Source organism: Oxalicibacterium solurbis (assembly GCF_014635845.1).
GTDB classification, from domain to species: Bacteria; Pseudomonadota; Gammaproteobacteria; order Burkholderiales; family Burkholderiaceae_D; genus Oxalicibacterium; species Oxalicibacterium solurbis.
Genome location: NZ_BMDP01000003.1, coordinates 310697 through 327544 on the forward strand (window position 1 = coordinate 310697; position 16848 = coordinate 327544).

Annotated in this window: 15 protein-coding genes; 6 read left to right on the forward strand and 9 right to left on the reverse strand. The window is 56.6% G+C overall.

Annotated elements, in window-relative coordinates; genetic code table 11:
* Nucleotides 1-20: 20 nt before the first annotated feature.
* Entirely contained in the window at nucleotides 21-1223 is a 1203-nt protein-coding gene (locus IEV40_RS11430) for a BamA/TamA family outer membrane protein (protein ID WP_188421765.1), read from the forward strand.
* 155 nt (nucleotides 1224-1378) lie between these two features.
* Here the strand turns inward: IEV40_RS11430 and IEV40_RS11435 are convergent, their stop codons facing one another.
* Nucleotides 1379-1831: an Hsp20 family protein gene (locus IEV40_RS11435; RefSeq protein ID WP_188421767.1), complete on the reverse strand. Its 453-nt coding sequence runs from the start codon at nucleotides 1829-1831 to the stop codon at nucleotides 1379-1381.
* A gap of 303 nt (nucleotides 1832-2134) precedes the next feature.
* Here IEV40_RS11435 and IEV40_RS11440 point away from each other — a divergent pair, with 303 nt between their 5' ends.
* From IEV40_RS11440 to IEV40_RS11460, 5 genes are all read left to right on the forward strand, one after another.
* Nucleotides 2135-2773 carry a PepSY-associated TM helix domain-containing protein gene (locus tag IEV40_RS11440; RefSeq protein WP_188421769.1) on the forward strand — a complete coding sequence of 213 codons (639 nt, stop codon included), beginning with the start codon at nucleotides 2135-2137 and terminating at the stop codon, nucleotides 2771-2773.
* Between the two features lie 20 nt (nucleotides 2774-2793).
* Nucleotides 2794-3303, forward strand: a complete 510-nt coding sequence (locus IEV40_RS11445; RefSeq protein WP_188421771.1) for a DUF2271 domain-containing protein — start codon at nucleotides 2794-2796, stop codon at nucleotides 3301-3303.
* Between the two features lie 18 nt (nucleotides 3304-3321).
* Nucleotides 3322-4155, forward strand: coding sequence for a DUF4198 domain-containing protein (locus IEV40_RS11450; RefSeq protein WP_188421773.1), 834 nt, complete (start codon nucleotides 3322-3324; stop codon nucleotides 4153-4155).
* A gap of 61 nt (nucleotides 4156-4216) precedes the next feature.
* Complete coding sequence (locus tag IEV40_RS11455) at nucleotides 4217-5233, forward strand: FAD:protein FMN transferase (protein ID WP_188421775.1); 1017 nt, start codon at nucleotides 4217-4219, stop codon at nucleotides 5231-5233.
* A 10-nt stretch (nucleotides 5234-5243) separates the two neighbouring features.
* Nucleotides 5244-6608 carry a sulfite reductase subunit alpha gene (locus tag IEV40_RS11460; RefSeq protein ID WP_188421777.1) on the forward strand — a complete coding sequence of 455 codons (1365 nt, stop codon included), beginning with the start codon at nucleotides 5244-5246 and terminating at the stop codon, nucleotides 6606-6608.
* Between the two features lie 101 nt (nucleotides 6609-6709).
* Here IEV40_RS11460 and IEV40_RS11465 read toward each other — a convergent pair whose 3' ends face one another.
* The 8 genes from IEV40_RS11465 to atpD all read right to left on the reverse strand — a co-directional run bounded on the left by IEV40_RS11465 (nucleotide 6710) and on the right by atpD (nucleotide 16806).
* Entirely contained in the window at nucleotides 6710-7390 is a 681-nt protein-coding gene (locus IEV40_RS11465; RefSeq protein WP_188421779.1) for a Fe2+-dependent dioxygenase, read from the reverse strand.
* Between the two features lie 77 nt (nucleotides 7391-7467).
* Nucleotides 7468-9762, reverse strand: coding sequence for a catecholate siderophore receptor Fiu (locus IEV40_RS11470; RefSeq protein WP_188421781.1), 2295 nt, complete (start codon nucleotides 9760-9762; stop codon nucleotides 7468-7470).
* Nucleotides 9763-10008: 246 nt separating this feature from the next.
* Nucleotides 10009-11115: a PepSY-associated TM helix domain-containing protein gene (locus tag IEV40_RS11475; RefSeq protein WP_229724084.1), complete on the reverse strand. Its 1107-nt coding sequence runs from the start codon at nucleotides 11113-11115 to the stop codon at nucleotides 10009-10011.
* Between the two features lie 70 nt (nucleotides 11116-11185).
* Entirely contained in the window at nucleotides 11186-13330 is a 2145-nt protein-coding gene (locus IEV40_RS11480) for a TonB-dependent receptor family protein (protein ID WP_188422399.1), read from the reverse strand.
* Between the two features lie 234 nt (nucleotides 13331-13564).
* Nucleotides 13565-14380, reverse strand: a complete 816-nt coding sequence (locus tag IEV40_RS11485) for a PPK2 family polyphosphate kinase (protein ID WP_188421783.1) — start codon at nucleotides 14378-14380, stop codon at nucleotides 13565-13567.
* 11 nt (nucleotides 14381-14391) lie between these two features.
* Nucleotides 14392-14835 carry a CoA-binding protein gene (locus IEV40_RS11490; protein WP_188421785.1) on the reverse strand — a complete coding sequence of 148 codons (444 nt, stop codon included), beginning with the start codon at nucleotides 14833-14835 and terminating at the stop codon, nucleotides 14392-14394.
* Nucleotides 14836-14900: 65 nt separating this feature from the next.
* Entirely contained in the window at nucleotides 14901-15323 is a 423-nt protein-coding gene (locus IEV40_RS11495; protein WP_188421787.1) for a F0F1 ATP synthase subunit epsilon, read from the reverse strand.
* An 82-nt stretch (nucleotides 15324-15405) separates the two neighbouring features.
* Nucleotides 15406-16806, reverse strand: coding sequence for a F0F1 ATP synthase subunit beta (gene atpD, locus IEV40_RS11500; protein WP_188421789.1), 1401 nt, complete (start codon nucleotides 16804-16806; stop codon nucleotides 15406-15408).
* Nucleotides 16807-16848 lie beyond the last annotated feature (42 nt).

The following is a 16848-nucleotide window of genomic DNA, read 5'->3' on the forward strand; positions in this document are numbered from 1 at the left end:
ACCATCGGGAGGTAGATTGCATGCAAGCCGACTTCGCCACCGCCGACTGTGCGTCCCATCGTACCAACCGCTCTAGCGCAAAATACAGCCATCCTTTTGCCACGCTCGTGATCGGCATTCTTTTCGCCTTGATTCCCGGCAGAGAGGCATACGCCGAAGAAAAAAAGCCCATTGCCTTTTTCGATCCCGAAGACGGCCAACTCGATCTGAGCGACTTCCTGCTCAATCACAAAGGCGCGCTTGTCGTCCCTACCGTTATCACCGAGCCGGCCATCGGCTACGGTTTTGGCCTGGGCCTGGCATTCTTTTCGGAATCGATTTCCGATGCGGCCACCACTGCGAAGAAGAGCGGCAAGGGGATAGCGCCACCGAACATCACGGTCGTGGGCGGCGCCAAAACAGACAACGGAACATGGGGAGCCGGTCTCGCGCACTTTCATACCTGGGACGGGGACCGCTACCGTTATCTGGGCGCCATTGCCAAGATGGATGCGCGGCTCGATTACTACGGCCAGCTGAATCGCCCACGCAGTTATGAACTCGATGGCTCCCTGCTGGTACAGCAACTGCTGACGCGTATAGGCGATTCGCACTGGTACGTCGGTCCACGCTATGTCTACTTCGACTCCAGCACGCGCTTCACTGGCGAAGTGGCAAGCGAACTTAACCTCAAGGGCAACGACCACAATATCGGCAAGCTGGGAATCGTGGTCGACTACGATTCTCGCGACAACATCTTTTATCCGAACAAGGGTACCTACGCGGAATTTGAAGTGCAGTTCGCGCGCGATGCGTTCGGCAGCAAACAAGACTTCAACCAGTACAACGCGCGTGGCTATACCTGGCTACCATTCGCGAAGGAATGGATACTCGGCCTGCGCGCCGACGGACGTTTCTCCAGCGGCGACATCCCGTTCTATGCGCAACCCAATGTCGACCTGCGCGGCATATCCAAGAGCAGATATCAGGATCAGAATGCCGTCGTCACGGAAGTCGAACTGCGCTGGCAGGCCACACCTCGCTGGTCCCTGCTGGGATTCACCGGTGCCGGCAAGGCCTACGGGAAATGGAACGATTTCTCGGACGCGCCGACGGCAACCAGTGTAGGAGCGGGCTTCCGTTATCTGATCGCGCGCAAGCTGGGGCTGTCGCTGGGCGTGGACGTCGCGCACAGCCGGGATGACAATGCGTTTTATATACAGTTGGGAAGCGCCTGGCGTTGAGCAAGTGCAACCGGCCAGATTTGGCCATGTTCCAGCATGGCTTGCGAAGCAGTATCTGCCCGATTACCCGGCGCCAGAATCGATAAGCAAAAAGCGGGACGATAAAAAAGGAGGCAATAGCTGCCTCCTTTTAATCATTTAAAGCCGGCCGGCAATCAAGCGGCCTTCAATGCCTGCACATTGTCGCCCACTGCATCAATACTAATTTTGCGCGGCTTCAGCGCTTCCGGCACTTCGCGCACCAGCTCGATATTCAGCAAGCCGTTATCCAGCTTCGCACCGACGACACGCACATGGTCGGCCAGACGGAAAGTGTGCTCAAAGTTGCGCGTGGCGATGCCGCGGTGCAGGAAATTACGCGGCGCATCTTCGCGCTGCTTGCGGCCGATGATCTTCAATGCATCGCGTTCGGTTTCGATATCGATCTCGGAACGATCGAAGCCGGCGACGGCCATCGTGATCTGATACTTGTCTTCGCCCACCAGTTCGATGTTGTACGGCGGATAGCTGGGCTGCGCGTCGGTGCGTAGCGCATCGTCGAACAGGTTCGCCAGGCGGTCGAAGCCGATTGCCGAACGGTACAGCGGGGTAAAGTCAAAAGTACGCATGGTCATATCCTTTCAAGAATTCAAGCGATAAGGTTGGGCGGACCTCGATCGAGCATCCGCTGACTGCGGATATAAGGAGTCGTCCCAGCCGTTTCAAGATCTTGAAAAATCGCCCTCCCATCCCTATGGACGGCAAAAAATCCGCCGCCCTTTTCCGCCGGAAAACCGCATCGCCACTGGCTTCGCTTCATCTTTCTTTACATTAAATCTATTGCAATCGCGCCCCGGATCGCCGACAATCCAAATGAGAATAGTTTTTATTTACCGGTGCAGCGGGCTGCATCCGGCGAAACGGGTGCTGGAATGGAAACATCGGCCAATCAACGACGAGCCTATTGGCTGAAGACGCTGCATCAGTGGCACTGGATCAGTTCGGCGCTGTGCCTGCTGGGCATGCTGCTGTTCGCCGCGACCGGCTTCACGCTCAACCATGCGGGGCAGATCGAGGCGCACCCGGTCGTGACGTCGAAGAAGGCCACGCTGCCGGCCGACTTGCAGGCGCAGCTGGCGACGCTCAACGCATCTGACGAAGACGACAAGGCGAACGATCCGCTGCCGCCGGCATTGCAGCAATGGACTGAAACGGCATTGTCAGTCGATGTCGGCGCGCGCGAGGCGGAATGGTCGCCGGAAGAAGTCTATGTGGCGATGCCGCGCCCCGGCGGCGATGCCTGGCTGCGCATCGATCGCAGCAACGGCGAAGTGGAATACGAACTGACCGATCGCGGCTGGATTTCCTACCTGAACGATTTGCACAAGGGCCGCAATACCGGCACCGCATGGAGCTGGTTCATCGACCTCTTTGCGCTTTCCTGCCTGATCTTCTCGATCACCGGCCTGTTCATATTGAAGATGCATGCAACCAACCGGCCGACGACATGGCCAATCGTCGGATTGGGCGTGCTGATTCCGCTGCTGCTGGCCATCCTGTTCATTCACTGACCACTATCTGGAATTTTTCTATGCAGATCCGTTATTCCTTCATGCTGGGCGCCGCACTGACCGCGCCCGCCTTCGCCGCCGACCTGAACGTAAAGGTGGAAGTGCCGCGCCTGAACGTGGCCGAATACCACAAGCCTTATGTCGCATTCTGGATCGAGAAGCCCGATCAGAGCTTCGTGCAGAACCTCTCGGTCTGGTACGACATCAAGAAGAAGGACAACGTCGGCACCAAGTGGCTGAAGGATGTCCGCCAATGGTGGCGCAAGAGCGGCCGCGATCTGCAGATGCCGGTCGACGGCGTCAGCGGCGCCACGCGTGCGCCGGGCGAACACACGATGACATTCGGCGCCAAGGCCGGCCTCGACAAGCTGCCGGCCGGCGATTACGTGCTGGTGGCGGAAGCATCGCGCGAAGCCGGCGGCCGCGAAGTCGTGCGCGTGCCGTTCGCCTGGTCGTCGAAAGCCGCACAAACCACGCAGGCGAAAGGCGACCACGAACTGGGCGCCGTTTCCGTCGAAGTCAAACCATAACGACACAGGGGACTTTCCATGCACAAACCATCCTTGACTCACTACGCTGCGGCAATCGGCGCTTCCGTCATGCTGACGCTGCCGCTGGCTGCGCACGCGCATCGCACCTTCCTGCTGCCGTCGACGACGCTGGCCGACAAGGCCGGTGCAGTCGTCACCTTCGATGCATCCGCTTCGGAAGAATTGTTCGTGCCCGACCATGCGCTGCAACTGGGCGCACTGACGGTCGACGGCCCCAACAATACGCACCCGCAACCGGAAAACACCTGGAAAGGCAAACAGCGCAGCAGCTTCGAACTGAAGCTGCCGGAAGCCGGCACCTACCGCGTTGCGCTGGTCAATGACGGCCTCTCCGCCATGTACAAGGTCGACGGCCAGATGAAACGCTGGCGCGGTACCGCCGAGACTTTCGCCAAGGAAGTCCCGGCCAATGCCGAAGGCCTGAACGTGACGCGCATGCAAAGCCGCGCCGAAACCTTCGTGCGCGCCGGCGATGACAGCGGCAAGACCGAATGGAAGAGCGACGGCAACGGCCTCGAGATGACGCCGCTGACAGCACCGATTGAACTCTTCGCCGGCGACACCACCGTGCTGCGCTTCACGCTCAACGGCAAACCCGCGGCCGATCTGGCCGTCACCGTCATCCGCGGCGGCAATCGTTATCGCGATGCGCTCGGCGAGATCACGCTGAAGACCGATCGCGACGGCAAGGTCAGCATCAAGTGGCCGGACGCCGGCATGTACTGGATCGGTACCAACACCGGCCGCCCGCCGCAAGGTTCGACCGGCACGCTGGAAAAGCCGCTGGTACGCGCCAGCTACAGCGCCACGCTCGAAGTGCTGCAGCCGTAATTCCGTTCCTCCGCTGCGCCCGTTGCCTGCCGGCAGCGGGCGTTTTTTCTTTGACGATCCGATGACGCGACGCACGCTGGTCCCCCGTATAAGCACTCCGCCGCAGCCTCCACGGCTGGGCGGCGGAGTGCATGCGTTGCATGGCGACACGATGGGGACGACGTGGAGCGTCAAACTGGCTGCCGAACCGGCATGCGAGTTGAAACCGCTGCAGCAAGCCATCGAAGAAGAACTCGCGCTCGTCATTGCGCAGATGAGTACCTGGGAAGCGGAATCGCATCTCAGCCGTTTCAATCGCGCACCGGCCGGCAGCTGGCATACGCTGCAGGAGGAATTTTTCACCGTCCTGAATTGCGCACTGCAGGTCGCACGCGACAGCGGCGGCGCCTACGATCCGACCGCCGGCACACTCGTCAACGCATGGGGCTTCGGTCCGACACGGCGTTACAACGAACCAGGCTTCGCTGCGCCGACGCCGGAAGAATTGCACGCCGCACAGGCATGCTGCGGCTGGCAGCGCATCGTCGTCGATGCCGTGCCGCGTCGCGCTTTCCAGGCCGGCGGACTCTATGTCGATTTCTCCGCCATCGCCAAGGGATTTGCCGTCGACCAAGTAGCGCGCCGCCTGCGCCGCATCGGCATCGACAGCTTTCTCGTCGAGATCGGCGGCGAACTGCGCGGCGAAGGAACGAAGCCGGATGGGCAGCCGTGGTGGGTCACATTGGAGCTGCCGGGCGACATGCATGTCGGCATCGAAACGATCGTCGCGCTGTACGACTGGTCGATCGCCACCTCCGGCGATTACCGCCGCTATTTCGAAGCGGACGGCACGCGCCACTCGCACACCATCGATCCGCGCACCGGCCAGCCGATCCGCAACAACCTCGCATCCGTCACCGTGCTGCATCGCGATTGCATGCTGGCCGACGCCTGGTCCACCGCGCTTGGCGTGATGGGCGTCGAAGAAGGCCTCGCACTGGCGAATCGCCTTGGCCTGTGCGCACTGATGCTGCAGCGTGGCGAAGATGGTTTTCAGGAATACCTGAGTACGCCGCTGCAGGCGCTGCTGGAAGAATAGAAGCATCGCCATGACAGCTGCCCGCATCCTGTTCGCTTCCCTGCTCGTCGCCCTCTGGCTGGGACTGTGCCTGACCACCTGGCTGGCGCAACGCCGCAAACGCCTGCAAGCGGCGCATGAAGCCGCCTCGCTGATCCCGGCCGCCGATGGCGTCGCGCCATGGCTGGTCGTCTATGCCAGCCAGACCGGCCAGGCCGAAGAGATTGCCTGGCAGACGGCGCGCGCACTGCACACGGCTGGCGTTCCGGCGCGCGTGGCGTCGTTGTCCGAAATCGATACCGACGCCCTGCTGCAAACCGAACGCGCGCTGTTCATCGTCAGCACCTACGGTGAAGGCGATCCGCCCGACAACGCCGCGCTGTTTGCCGGCAAGGCGATGCGTCAGACCCCGGCGCTGGCGCATCTGCATTACGGCCTGCTGATGCTGGGCGATCGCGAATACAAACACTTCTGCGGTTTCGGCCGCACGCTGCAAGGCTGGCTGCAATCATGCGCGGCACAACCGCTGTTCGACGCCATTGCCGTCAGCAACGGCGACACGGCCGCACTGCACGACTGGCAACATCAACTGAACCGCATCGCCGGCACCAGCGACGTGCCCGACTGGCAAGGGCCGCCCTATCGTCCATGGCGGCTTGCCGCACGCCGGCACCTGAATCCCGGCAGCGCTGGCAGCCCGGTCTTCCATCTCGAACTGGAAGCCGAGGACGACGAAACGCCGCAATGGGAGGCCGGCGATCTCGTGCAGATCATCGCTCCCGGCGATCCGCACAAGCCGCGCGAATATTCGGTCGCCTCCATTCCGGCCGACGGCCGCATTCACCTGCTGGTGCGTCAGGAACGGCATCCGAACGGCACGCTTGGCGTTGCCTCCGGCTGGCTGACCGAACACGCACCATTGGAGACGACAATCGATCTGCGCCTGCGCGCGCACGGCAATTTCCGCATCGGCAACAACGCGCAACGACCGCTGATCCTGATCGGCAACGGCACCGGCCTGGCCGGTCTGCGCAGCCATCTGAAGGCGCGCGCGGCGAACGGCATCATGCGCAACTGGCTGATCTTCGGCGAACGCCAGATCGCGCACGATTTCCATTACCGCGACGAGATCGAAGCGTGGCAGGCGCAAGGCTTGCTGACACAGGCCGATATCGTCTTTTCCCGAGATCAGGAAAAGCGGCTGTACGTGCAGGACAGATTGCGCGAACGCGCCGAGGAGGTACGCGTCTGGCTGGATGAAGGCGCGGCGCTGTATGTTTGCGGCAGTCTGGAAGGCATGGCAGGCGGCGTAGAAGCCGCACTGAAGGAAATGATCGGCGAAGAAAAAGTCGAACGCCTGATCGAGCAAGGCCGTTATCGGCGCGATGTGTACTGACAGTCTGTGAATTGAAAATCGCGCTCAGATGGGGCGCGATAAACGCCATAAAACTACCGTCGCAAAATCGCACTACATCGCGACAGGAAATCAATCAGGCTCTATACCGCAGCCCATTGCCGCAGCAGATTGTGATAATGGCCGGTCAGTCCGACGATCTCCGGCGTATCGCCAACCTTGTCGCGCAACTGCTGGATGTTCTTGTCCAGTTCGAACAGCATCGTGCGCTTGCTGTCGTCCGCCACCATGCTTTGTATCCAGAAGAAGGAGCAAACCCGTGCGCCGCGCGTGACAGGTTCGACCTTGTGCAGGCTGCTGGATGGATAAAGGATCATGTCCCCTGCCGGCAACTTCACCTCATGTTCGCCATAAGTATCCGACACGACCAGTTCGCCGCCTTCGTATTCCTCCGGCTCACACAGGAAGAGCGTGCAGGAAAGATCCGTGCGCAGATTCAGGTTTGTGCCGGGAATCGAACGTACGGAACCATCGATGTGGAATCCGTAATGCTCGCCTCCCTCGTAGCGATTGAACAGCGGCGGCATGTAACGCATCGGCAACGCCGCAGCAAAGAAAAGCGGATTGCTGACCAGCGCCTTCAGGATAATGTTGCCCAGTTCAAGCCCGACCGGCGATGTTTCCGGAAGCTGCCGGTTCTTCTTGACCTGCGCCCCTTGCGTGCCGACGGTCGCCTTGCCGTCGACCCACTCCGTCTCTTCCAACCGCCGCCGGATTTCGGCAACCTGCGTCTGGGTCAATACTTCAGGAATATGCAGCATCATGATGATGTCTCTCGCAAAAAAAGAGCCTCTCCCGAAGGAGAGGCTCAAAGTATAACGCTACGTGGAGTGCTTGCTACTTAGAACCGGATGTTCGCCGTCAGACGTGCGGAACGCTCGATACCCGGGAAGTAACGATAGCCGCTCTTGTTGATCGCTGCGACGTATTCCTTGTCGAACAAGTTGTAGATGTTGAGCTGCAGATCGACGTTCTTGCTGAGTCGATAGGTCGCCATTGCATCGTAGACCCAGTACGAGTCCGTGAAGTTCGGCGTGCCGACTGCACCGTCACTACCGCGCTTCAGGCCACCGGAATAACGTGCGCCACCACCAACGGTAAAGCCACGTGGCAATTGATACGTCGTCCACAGAGAGAAGGAATCCTTAGGCGTATAGGTCAGGCCGTCGGAATCATCGTTTGTCAAAGGATCGCCTTTGACAATCTCGCTATCCTGATAGGTATAACCAGCAATAACGGACCAATCCCGTGTGATCTGGCCAGAAGCAGACAATTCGAAGCCCTTCACACGCTTCTTACCGGTTTGGTCGAACGTGCCGTCGTCATTTTCGAAAATTTCATTTTCGACGTCGGTACGGAAGATTGCAGCAGTCAACAGCAGTCGTTTGTTCAGCAAATCCCATTTGGTGCCGATCTCTGCAGTCTTGGCTTCCTGTGGATCCATGTTTGCATTGTTCGCGCTGTTATCAGACGTGCTCAACTGGAAGTTGCTGCCACCAGGTGGTTGTTTCGATACAGCGTAATTGACATAGATGCTACCGTTGGGCGCAGGCTTATAGAGCAAGCCCGTCTTCCAGCTCACAACATTGTCCGAGGCTTTCAGGTGATCTGCGCTTGACATAAGCGTTCCTGTCGGATTCGAGCCACAAGCTGGACCACGACCACCACACGCTGCTACTGCGTTGTACCTCGTCTTGTAATGATCAATTCGCAATCCGAGGTTGGCTTGCCATTGGTCGTTGAATTTCAACGTGTCAAATACATATGCCGCAATTGTATCGGTCGATCCCTTACCAAATGCACCAGTGCGGTTATAGTCAGGAAGCGAAATGCTTGAATCCGGATCATAAACGCTTACCCTTGGTACAGTTCCAGTCGTAGCACGCGTATAGCTTTCCTGCTCTTCTCGCGTCAGCTCAAACCCTGCACTCAGATCATGCTTGATCGAACCTGTTGCGAAACTTGTAGTCAGGTTGGTCTGGTTCGTAATAATTGTATTGACCTGATCCTTCGTATTGATATTGCGAGCCATGGTCCAGGTAGAGGGATCCGTTGCACTTGGCGTCAATATCTGATTGGCACCCGAACCTGCCGCCATAAATGATGTCAACAGATAGTCTTGTTTCGTGCGACCCCAACGCGTTGTATTGCGAATTGTCGTATCCGCACTGATGTCATGTTCAAATCGCAGGGTTGCCATATCCGCTGTAACATCATCGCGATCTGACCTCGTACCGTAGAAATTGCTTGAATCCACTTTAGGCGCATTACCTAAATATGGGCGAGCAGGGTCAGGAGAACCGAAACCTGGCAGACCAATCGTATAAACACCGCCGTCAGGCACATTGTTCTGTTTGACATGCAGGAAGTTCAAGTATGTCCGCGTCGGCGAATTTAGGCCAAATGCAATCGATGGTGCAACAGCCCAACGATCGTTTTCCACTTCATCGCGGCCGGCCACACCAGCATCCTGAACCATGGCATTCAAACGAATCGCTGTGCCTTCCATGCCCGTCAATGCCTTGTTCAAATCGACGGCAGTACGCTTGTAGCTACCGCTACCAAAACCAACACTAGCACTAGTAGCATCCGTCAATGTCGGCTGCTTGGTTACCAAGTTAATAGCACCGCTCGGTGCGCTACGGCCATAGTCGGTACTGGATGGCCCCTTAGTTACTTCCACTTGCTCGACGTTGAAGATATCGCGGGAAATCGAACCGAGATCACGCACGCCATCGACATAAATACTGTTCGATGTATCGAATCCACGCATGTAGATAGCATCACCGGTGCTGGTATTTCCATTCTCACCAGCATAGAAAGTTCCTACACCGGGTACGCTGCGCAACGCTTCAGTCAGCGTGGTTGCACCTTGATCCTGAATGACTTCTTTCTTGATGATGGAGACGGTTTGCGTCGTATCGACCAACGGTTGCGTGAATTTTGGCGAGGAGACGGCATCAGCCTTGTAAGGCACGTCCCCTTGCACCGTGATCTGCGGCAATGTTCCTGCCTGTTTTGCGGCGTCATCCGTCTGTTGTGCATATGCTGGCAGTGCCATCACTGCAGCAGCGACCGCCACGGAGCAATTCAACCGGCGAGCAATAGGATGCTTGCGGCTTTTGATATGAGCCATCTGTAATTCCTTCTGTCCTGAAATGGTTTTTTATTTAAAAGGCTGGCTAGTCTGCAAACCGGCCCTGTGACAGGGAGGAGGTGATTCAGATGGCTGGCTATCGGCGCGGAAACATGCCGACGAGAATGCGGATGATAATTATTCTCTTTTGTAGGGTCAATCTAAACTGCTAGGAGTGTTGTTTTTTGTGAAAAGAGCGAAGTTGGAAGAAGAATATCGTTAAAAATTCGTTAAATACATGCCATGTCAGTTTCGTCGGCGCCACCATAACCAGATACCGGTAACGCCGAGCATGCCCAGGGCCAGGCCTGCCAGAAAGACGACTGCTTCGAGCAACGGGCCGCCCAGTTCGCCTGTGTGTAGCGGATAGATGTATGAATTCAGTCGCGCGCCGATATCGATTTCATCCCAGCGATCGACGGCGAGAATCTCGCCACTTTGTGGATGAAGATAGATGGCGGTCCGCCCGTTGGGATGCGGGTCACTGGCAAGTCGCATCCGGATACGAATCGGTTGGTCTGCCTTGGCAGGTATCTGGATATAACCGACGGGATCGTCTGGAAATTGCGACTGCGCATGTGCAACCATTTCATCGAGCGTAGGCGGGACGATGGTCGTGGCAACCGGTTTCACCTTGGGTGGTTTGACAACCTTGTCGCCAGCCATCGCGGTGATTATTTGCCCGATAGGCCGCCAAGCCATGTAAGCACCAGTGGCGACGGAGACGGCGATTACCAAACCAAGAACCGCCCCGCCGATACGATGCGTATCGAACAAACCGCGCAGCACGCCTTTGCGCAATTCTATTTTCAGCGAAGGCGGCCAGCGTTTCGGCCACCACAATACCAATCCCGATATCAACAGAATCAGATAAGCCAGTGCGATCCAGGCGAGAATCGCCTTGCCCGTCGCCTTCAGCATCAACGAGCTGTGGAGTTTGAACAGAAAGTTAACGACACCCTCGTCGCCACCCCGACGCCCCTGCTCCACGCCGGTGTATGGATTTAAATAAACCGTGCCTTGCCACGGGCCATTCACTAGTACGTGTAATGTCTCGCCCTCTTCGTGAGGGGGGCGCAATGTATAGCTATACCCCTTGCCGAATGTCGAGACAAGATAATGACGTACCGATTCCATCGAAACCGTTTTCCCACTCGTATTCACGATCGTGGACGGCTGCACCTGGAAAAGCTGCGGATGACTCCAGACATCGAGCGGACGCGCGATAACCAAGATGGCACCGACAAGGCCGACAATGGCAAGAATCCACCCCACCGACAACGCAAGCCATCGATGTGTCTTGAGCCAGAGGCGGCGTAGATTCATTGTGCGGGCAGGAGTCGTATGCTGCATGGGTGCCATGTACATGAAATGACAAGGCCGGTCGATTGACCGGCCAGTTGAAGATCAGGATTGCACGCTTTTAGAACGAATAACGTCCCTGGACAAAGATTGTGCGGGGGGCGCCGACCAAACGGCCTCCCGAGGTGTTTGTAGGTTTGCTGCTATAGATGCGCGTGTAGTACCGTCTATCAGTCAGATTGTTAATTCCAGCAAGAATATCAAACCCTTTCTTGCCTTGCGCTTTCCAACCAACTTGAGCATTCAATACGCGATAGCCTGGGATTACACCATTGTTCGCGTTTTCATTTTCTGCCACTGTATTTTGTTCGTCCGCATACTGACGGCTTTGATGTGTACTAGACACATTAAAGGTCCATGGACCTGTTTTATAACGTGCGCCGATTGTGTCCGTGTTACGCGAATAGAAAGGCAGGTCATTCCCGTCCGTAGCGTCATCATTATCCAATGTCGCACGCAGGTATGTGTAATTGGCATACAGATTCAAACCCGCTAACGCACTGTCGTCATCGAACGTATAGTCAATAGCCGTTTCAACGCCGTGATGCGTGGTTTTGCCGAGATTGCGGTATGTATCTTCTGTACCACCCGCACCTCGGTCGATTTGAATCTGATTATCAAAATCGATATTGAACAATGTCGCCTCAGCAGACAGCTGACGTCCCTGCCAGCGCATACCAAGTTCGGTCGTAGTCGCAACCTCTGGCGCCAGCGGATTGGCCGCCGAATTCTGATTCAACTGCGTGTTCTGCACAGGTCCGAAAGATTTGCCGTAGTTTGTGAACACTGTCAGTTCCGACGTCAACAGATAGGCAATGTTCAGCTGTGGCAAGGCCTTGTTGTTCTTGCGATTGAAGCGCTCGCTACCATCGGCGCTTTCACGTTGAGAATCAATGCGCTCGTAGCGAACTCCCGGTGTAATCCGCCATGAACCGACAGCGATTTTGTCATCGATGTAAACCGCATGCGCATCGGTAGCATTGATAAAAGGCTCGTAATTGCTAATAACGCCCGTGGTTGTGTTCTCATCATAGGAAGTATCGTCACCACGCTCGCTAATGTAGCGATATCCAACCGTGACATCGTGCGTAACGGAATCGAAAGCGAAACGTTGCGTATACCGCGGCTCGATGCCGAACACGCGGTAATTGCGCGGCGAATGCGTCATGGTCGCAGGATTGTCACCCGGAGCCTTGGCCAGTGTACTTTGACGGAAACTTTCGTTGAAATAACTGCGAATTTCGAACTCTTGCGTATCCGAAATATAGTTTAGGTAACCAACATCAATACCTTTACGGTCACCGCTCCAGTAGTCACGCGGACGCGTATTTTGAAATGGATCGGCAGCATATTGCGCTTGCGTTAGTCCACCTGGAGTCTTGGATTCGACATCGTAATATGACAGCTTGCCGTAGATCTCTGAAGTCGGTGTCAACTCATAGCGCAGCTTCAAGGCAAAATCATTGACGGACTGGTCGCTATGGTCACGCCAGCTCGAACCGCTAGCGCCGGAATACAGCAACGCGATACCTAGGCCGTTATCCAGCGTACCCCCAACAAACGTGCTGTATTGCGTATTGGCCTGGCGTCCATCGTAATCGATGTAACGAACACTGGCATCTCCCGACATTCCAGGTGTCGTCGGAATAGAACGTGTACGGAAATTAATAATGCCGCCCACATTTTGTGGACCGTAACGTACGGCACCGCCGCCACGCACAACGTCGATCGTCTCAATATTAGCTAAACTGATCGGTGCGAATGACAACTGCGGCTGACCATACGGAGCAAACGACATGGGAATGCCATCAAGCAAAACCGTCGAACGTGGCGAATAACGTCCCGTCAGTCCACGCACACCAATGTTCAACGAAACAGGTGTGCCGGCCGTTGCAGCATTTTCCGTTACCTGCACGCCTGGAATGCGACGCATGACGTCAGTGATGCTCGCTGCCCCACTATCCTGGATTTGTTCTTTTTTAACGACGGTGCGCGCACCTGGATAAGTCTTGACGCTGTTCTGCAATCCACTACCCAACCAATCGCTGCTGACCTGGATCGCCTCCAATGTGGTCGTATCTTGCGCAATCTGCTGTGCTTCCTGCGCATGCAGCAAGCCAGACATGCTCAGCATTGCCATGGCAACGGCGGTAACGAGGGGTTTTGGTTGCGTAAAGCGAGGTGAGCGACTCTGTCGAGACGGCATGATGATTTTCTCCGGTAAAAACGTTTGCTGCACGGGCTTTTCTGCAGCTGGGTTGATACCGGTCAGACAGCGGAATGGCGAGCAGAAGGAATGAATTCAGATACAACAAGAATGATAATTATTCCTATCTAAAGGGTCAAATCACAACCCTCACTCTGCGACAGTTTTGCAACGTCATCACCTTCATCAAGCCTCGCAGATGGCTGGATTTATTCGCCCTTGCCAATCAGGACATCAGCTGACCTTGAGCTTCGCATATTCCGGATTTCCAGGCGGGTAACTCGGCTTGAGTTCGCGCAGCGTTTCCAGCACGATGGATGCGATGGCAAGATTGCGATGCGTCTTGGAATCTGCCGGTATCACATACCACGGCGCATGGTTTGCATCCGTAGCATGGATTGCGCGCATGTACAGGCGCTGATACGTCTGCCAGTACTCACGCTCTTTCAGATCATCCGGATCGAATTTCCAGTGCTTGTCTGGATTGGCGATACGTTCTTCCAATCTGCTCTTCTGCTCACGACTTGAAATATGCAGGAAGAATTTCATGATGACGGTACCCGTCTCCGCCAGCATGCGCTCGAAATCGCGAATATGGGCGTAACGTCGCTTGCATTCGGCCTCGCTGATCCAGTCATGCACGCGTGTGATCAATACATCTTCGTAATGACTGCGATTGAAAATGGTCAGCTCGCCTTGTGCGGGAACGTGCCGATGAATACGCCATAGAAAATCGTGGCTCTTTTCTTCGAGAGTCGGTGCCTTGAAGGCGACACTGCTGACGCCAAGCGGATCGATCTTGCCGAACACGCCACGCACCGTACCGTCCTTGCCCGATGTATCCATTCCCTGCAGGACGATCAGAATCTTGTGCTCACGCTGTGCATACAGCACATCCTGCAGATCGGAGATTTCCCTGGCCAGCTCCTCCACGATCTGTTTGTCCGCCGCCTTGTCGCCACTGGACAAAGGCTTGTCGCCGGCAGCTGCTTCACTCGCGCGCTGTCCATCGCGCACCCGCAACAGTTTACGCACGGATTTTTTCGACATTGCAGCTCCCGTCATTTCATTTTCATCAGACGTGCGGCATGTTCGATCTTGGTACAACGATCGGCGACGACCGCCAATCCGGCAGCACGCGCCTTGTCGATTGCTACCTGATTGACCACGCCGAGTTGCAGCCACAGGCCATTGGCACGGATCGCAATGGCTTCGTCCGCGATCGGCCCTACTGCTTCGGATTTGCGAAAGACGTCGACCAGATTGATATGCAGTTGCTGTTCTGCCAGCGCCGCTGCAGCCAGCGTCAGCGTGGCATAACAATGTTCGCCAAGAATTTGCGTCCCTGCCGCTGCAGGATTGACGGGGATGATGCGGTAGCCATGATGCTGCAGGTATCGGGCGACTTCATGACTGGGGCGCTCCGGATTCGGCGACAGGCCGACGACGGCGATGACGCGCGATTCGGTCAACAGTTTGGTGATGACGTCTGTGGTGTGATCCATGAAGACTCCCAAAAAAACAAAAAGGGCAGCCCAAGCTGCCCTTTATTGTATGCGGGAATTCCCGATCAGCGTTTTTGACGCAGTCTCTGAATTGCCGCCAGTTGCGCGACCGCGCTGGCCAATTCTGCCTGGGCCTGTGCGTAATCGATCGATGCTTCCTTGTTGACCAGTGCTTCTTCAGCCAACCGTTTCGCTTCCGCTGCCTTGGCTTCGTCCAGATCCGCGCCGCGAATGGCGGTATCGGCCAGGACCGTTACTGCATTCGGCTGCACTTCCAGGATGCCGCCGGCGACGAACACGAATTCGTCTTCTGCCTGCTCCGAAACCTTGATGCGCACCGCGCCCGGGCGGATACGCGTGATCAGCGGCGTGTGGCCCGGCAGAATGCCGAGTTCGCCCGATTCACCCGGCAGCGCAACGAACTCTGCCTCGCCGGAGAAGATTTCTTCTTCGGCGGAGACGACGTCTACGCGCATTGTGTGTGCCATGTTAGAACCTTTTCTTCGTCCAAAGACCGGTAGGGGTACCGATACGAACTACCGGCCGCGCGATGCACGGCCGGCTCAACGATTAGTTGAATTTCTTCGCTTTTTCGATTGCTTCTTCGATCGTGCCGACCATGTAGAACGCTTGTTCCGGCAGGTGATCGAGTTCGCCCGATGCGATCATCTTGAAGCCCTTGATCGTATCTTTCAGCGAAACGTATTTACCAGGCGCACCGGTAAACACTTCAGCAACGTGGAACGGCTGCGACAGGAAACGCTGCATCTTACGTGCACGAGCAACGACCAGTTTGTCTTCCGGTGCCAGTTCGTCCATGCCCAGAATCGCGATGATGTCGCGCAGTTCCTTGTAGCGCTGCAGCGTGCCTTGCACTGCACGTGCGGTTTCGTAGTGATCCTGGCCGACGATTTGCGGATCCAGCTGGCGCGAGGTCGAATCCAGCGGATCAACCGCAGGGTAGATACCCAGCGAAGCGATGTCACGCGACAGAACGACGGTCGAATCCAAGTGAGCAAACGTGGTTGCAGGCGACGGATCGGTCAAGTCATCCGCAGGAACGTAGACGGCCTGGATCGACGTGATCGAACCGGTTTTGGTCGACGTAATACGCTCTTGCAGTTTGCCCATTTCTTCTGCCAGCGTCGGTTGGTAACCCACGGCGGAAGGCATACGGCCCAGCAGTGCGGATACTTCGGTACCGGCCAGCGTGAAACGGTAGATGTTATCGACAAAGAACAGAACGTCACGGCCTTCGTCACGGAACGCTTCAGCCATCGTCAGACCGGTCAGCGCAACGCGCAGACGGTTACCCGGCGGCTCGTTCATCTGGCCGTAGACCATCGCCACTTTCGAGTTGGCCGGGTTTTCCAGATCGACGACCTTGGCATCCGACATTTCGTGGTAGAAGTCGTTACCTTCACGGGTACGCTCACCGACGCCGGCGAACACGGACAGACCCGAGTGTGCTTTTGCGATGTTGTTGATCAGTTCCATCATGTTGACGGTCTTGCCCACACCTGCACCGCCAAACAGACCGACCTTACCGCCTTTAGCAAATGGGCAGACCAGATCGATAACCTTGATGCCGGTTTCCAGCAGATCGGTCGATGGCGACAGTTCGTCGTAGGCCGGTGCTGCGCGGTGGATCGAAGCGGTTTGCTCATGGCTGACCGGACCGCATTCATCGATCGGGTTGCCCAGCACGTCCATGATACGACCCAGCGTTGCCTGGCCGACCGGAACCGTGATCGGCTTGCCGGTGTTCTGGATCATCATGCCGCGACGCAGACCGTCGGAGCTGCCCAGTGCAATCGTACGCACCACGCCGTCACCCAGCTGCTGCTGCACTTCCAGCGTCAGCTCGGAGCCTTCCATCTTCAAGGCATCGTAAATCTTAGGCATCGCATTGCGTGGGAATTCAACGTCCACCACAGCGCCGATACACTGAACGATTTTGCCATCAGCCATTTTCGTTCCTTCAATAATGTAAATTTAAAATCTGGTTCATCA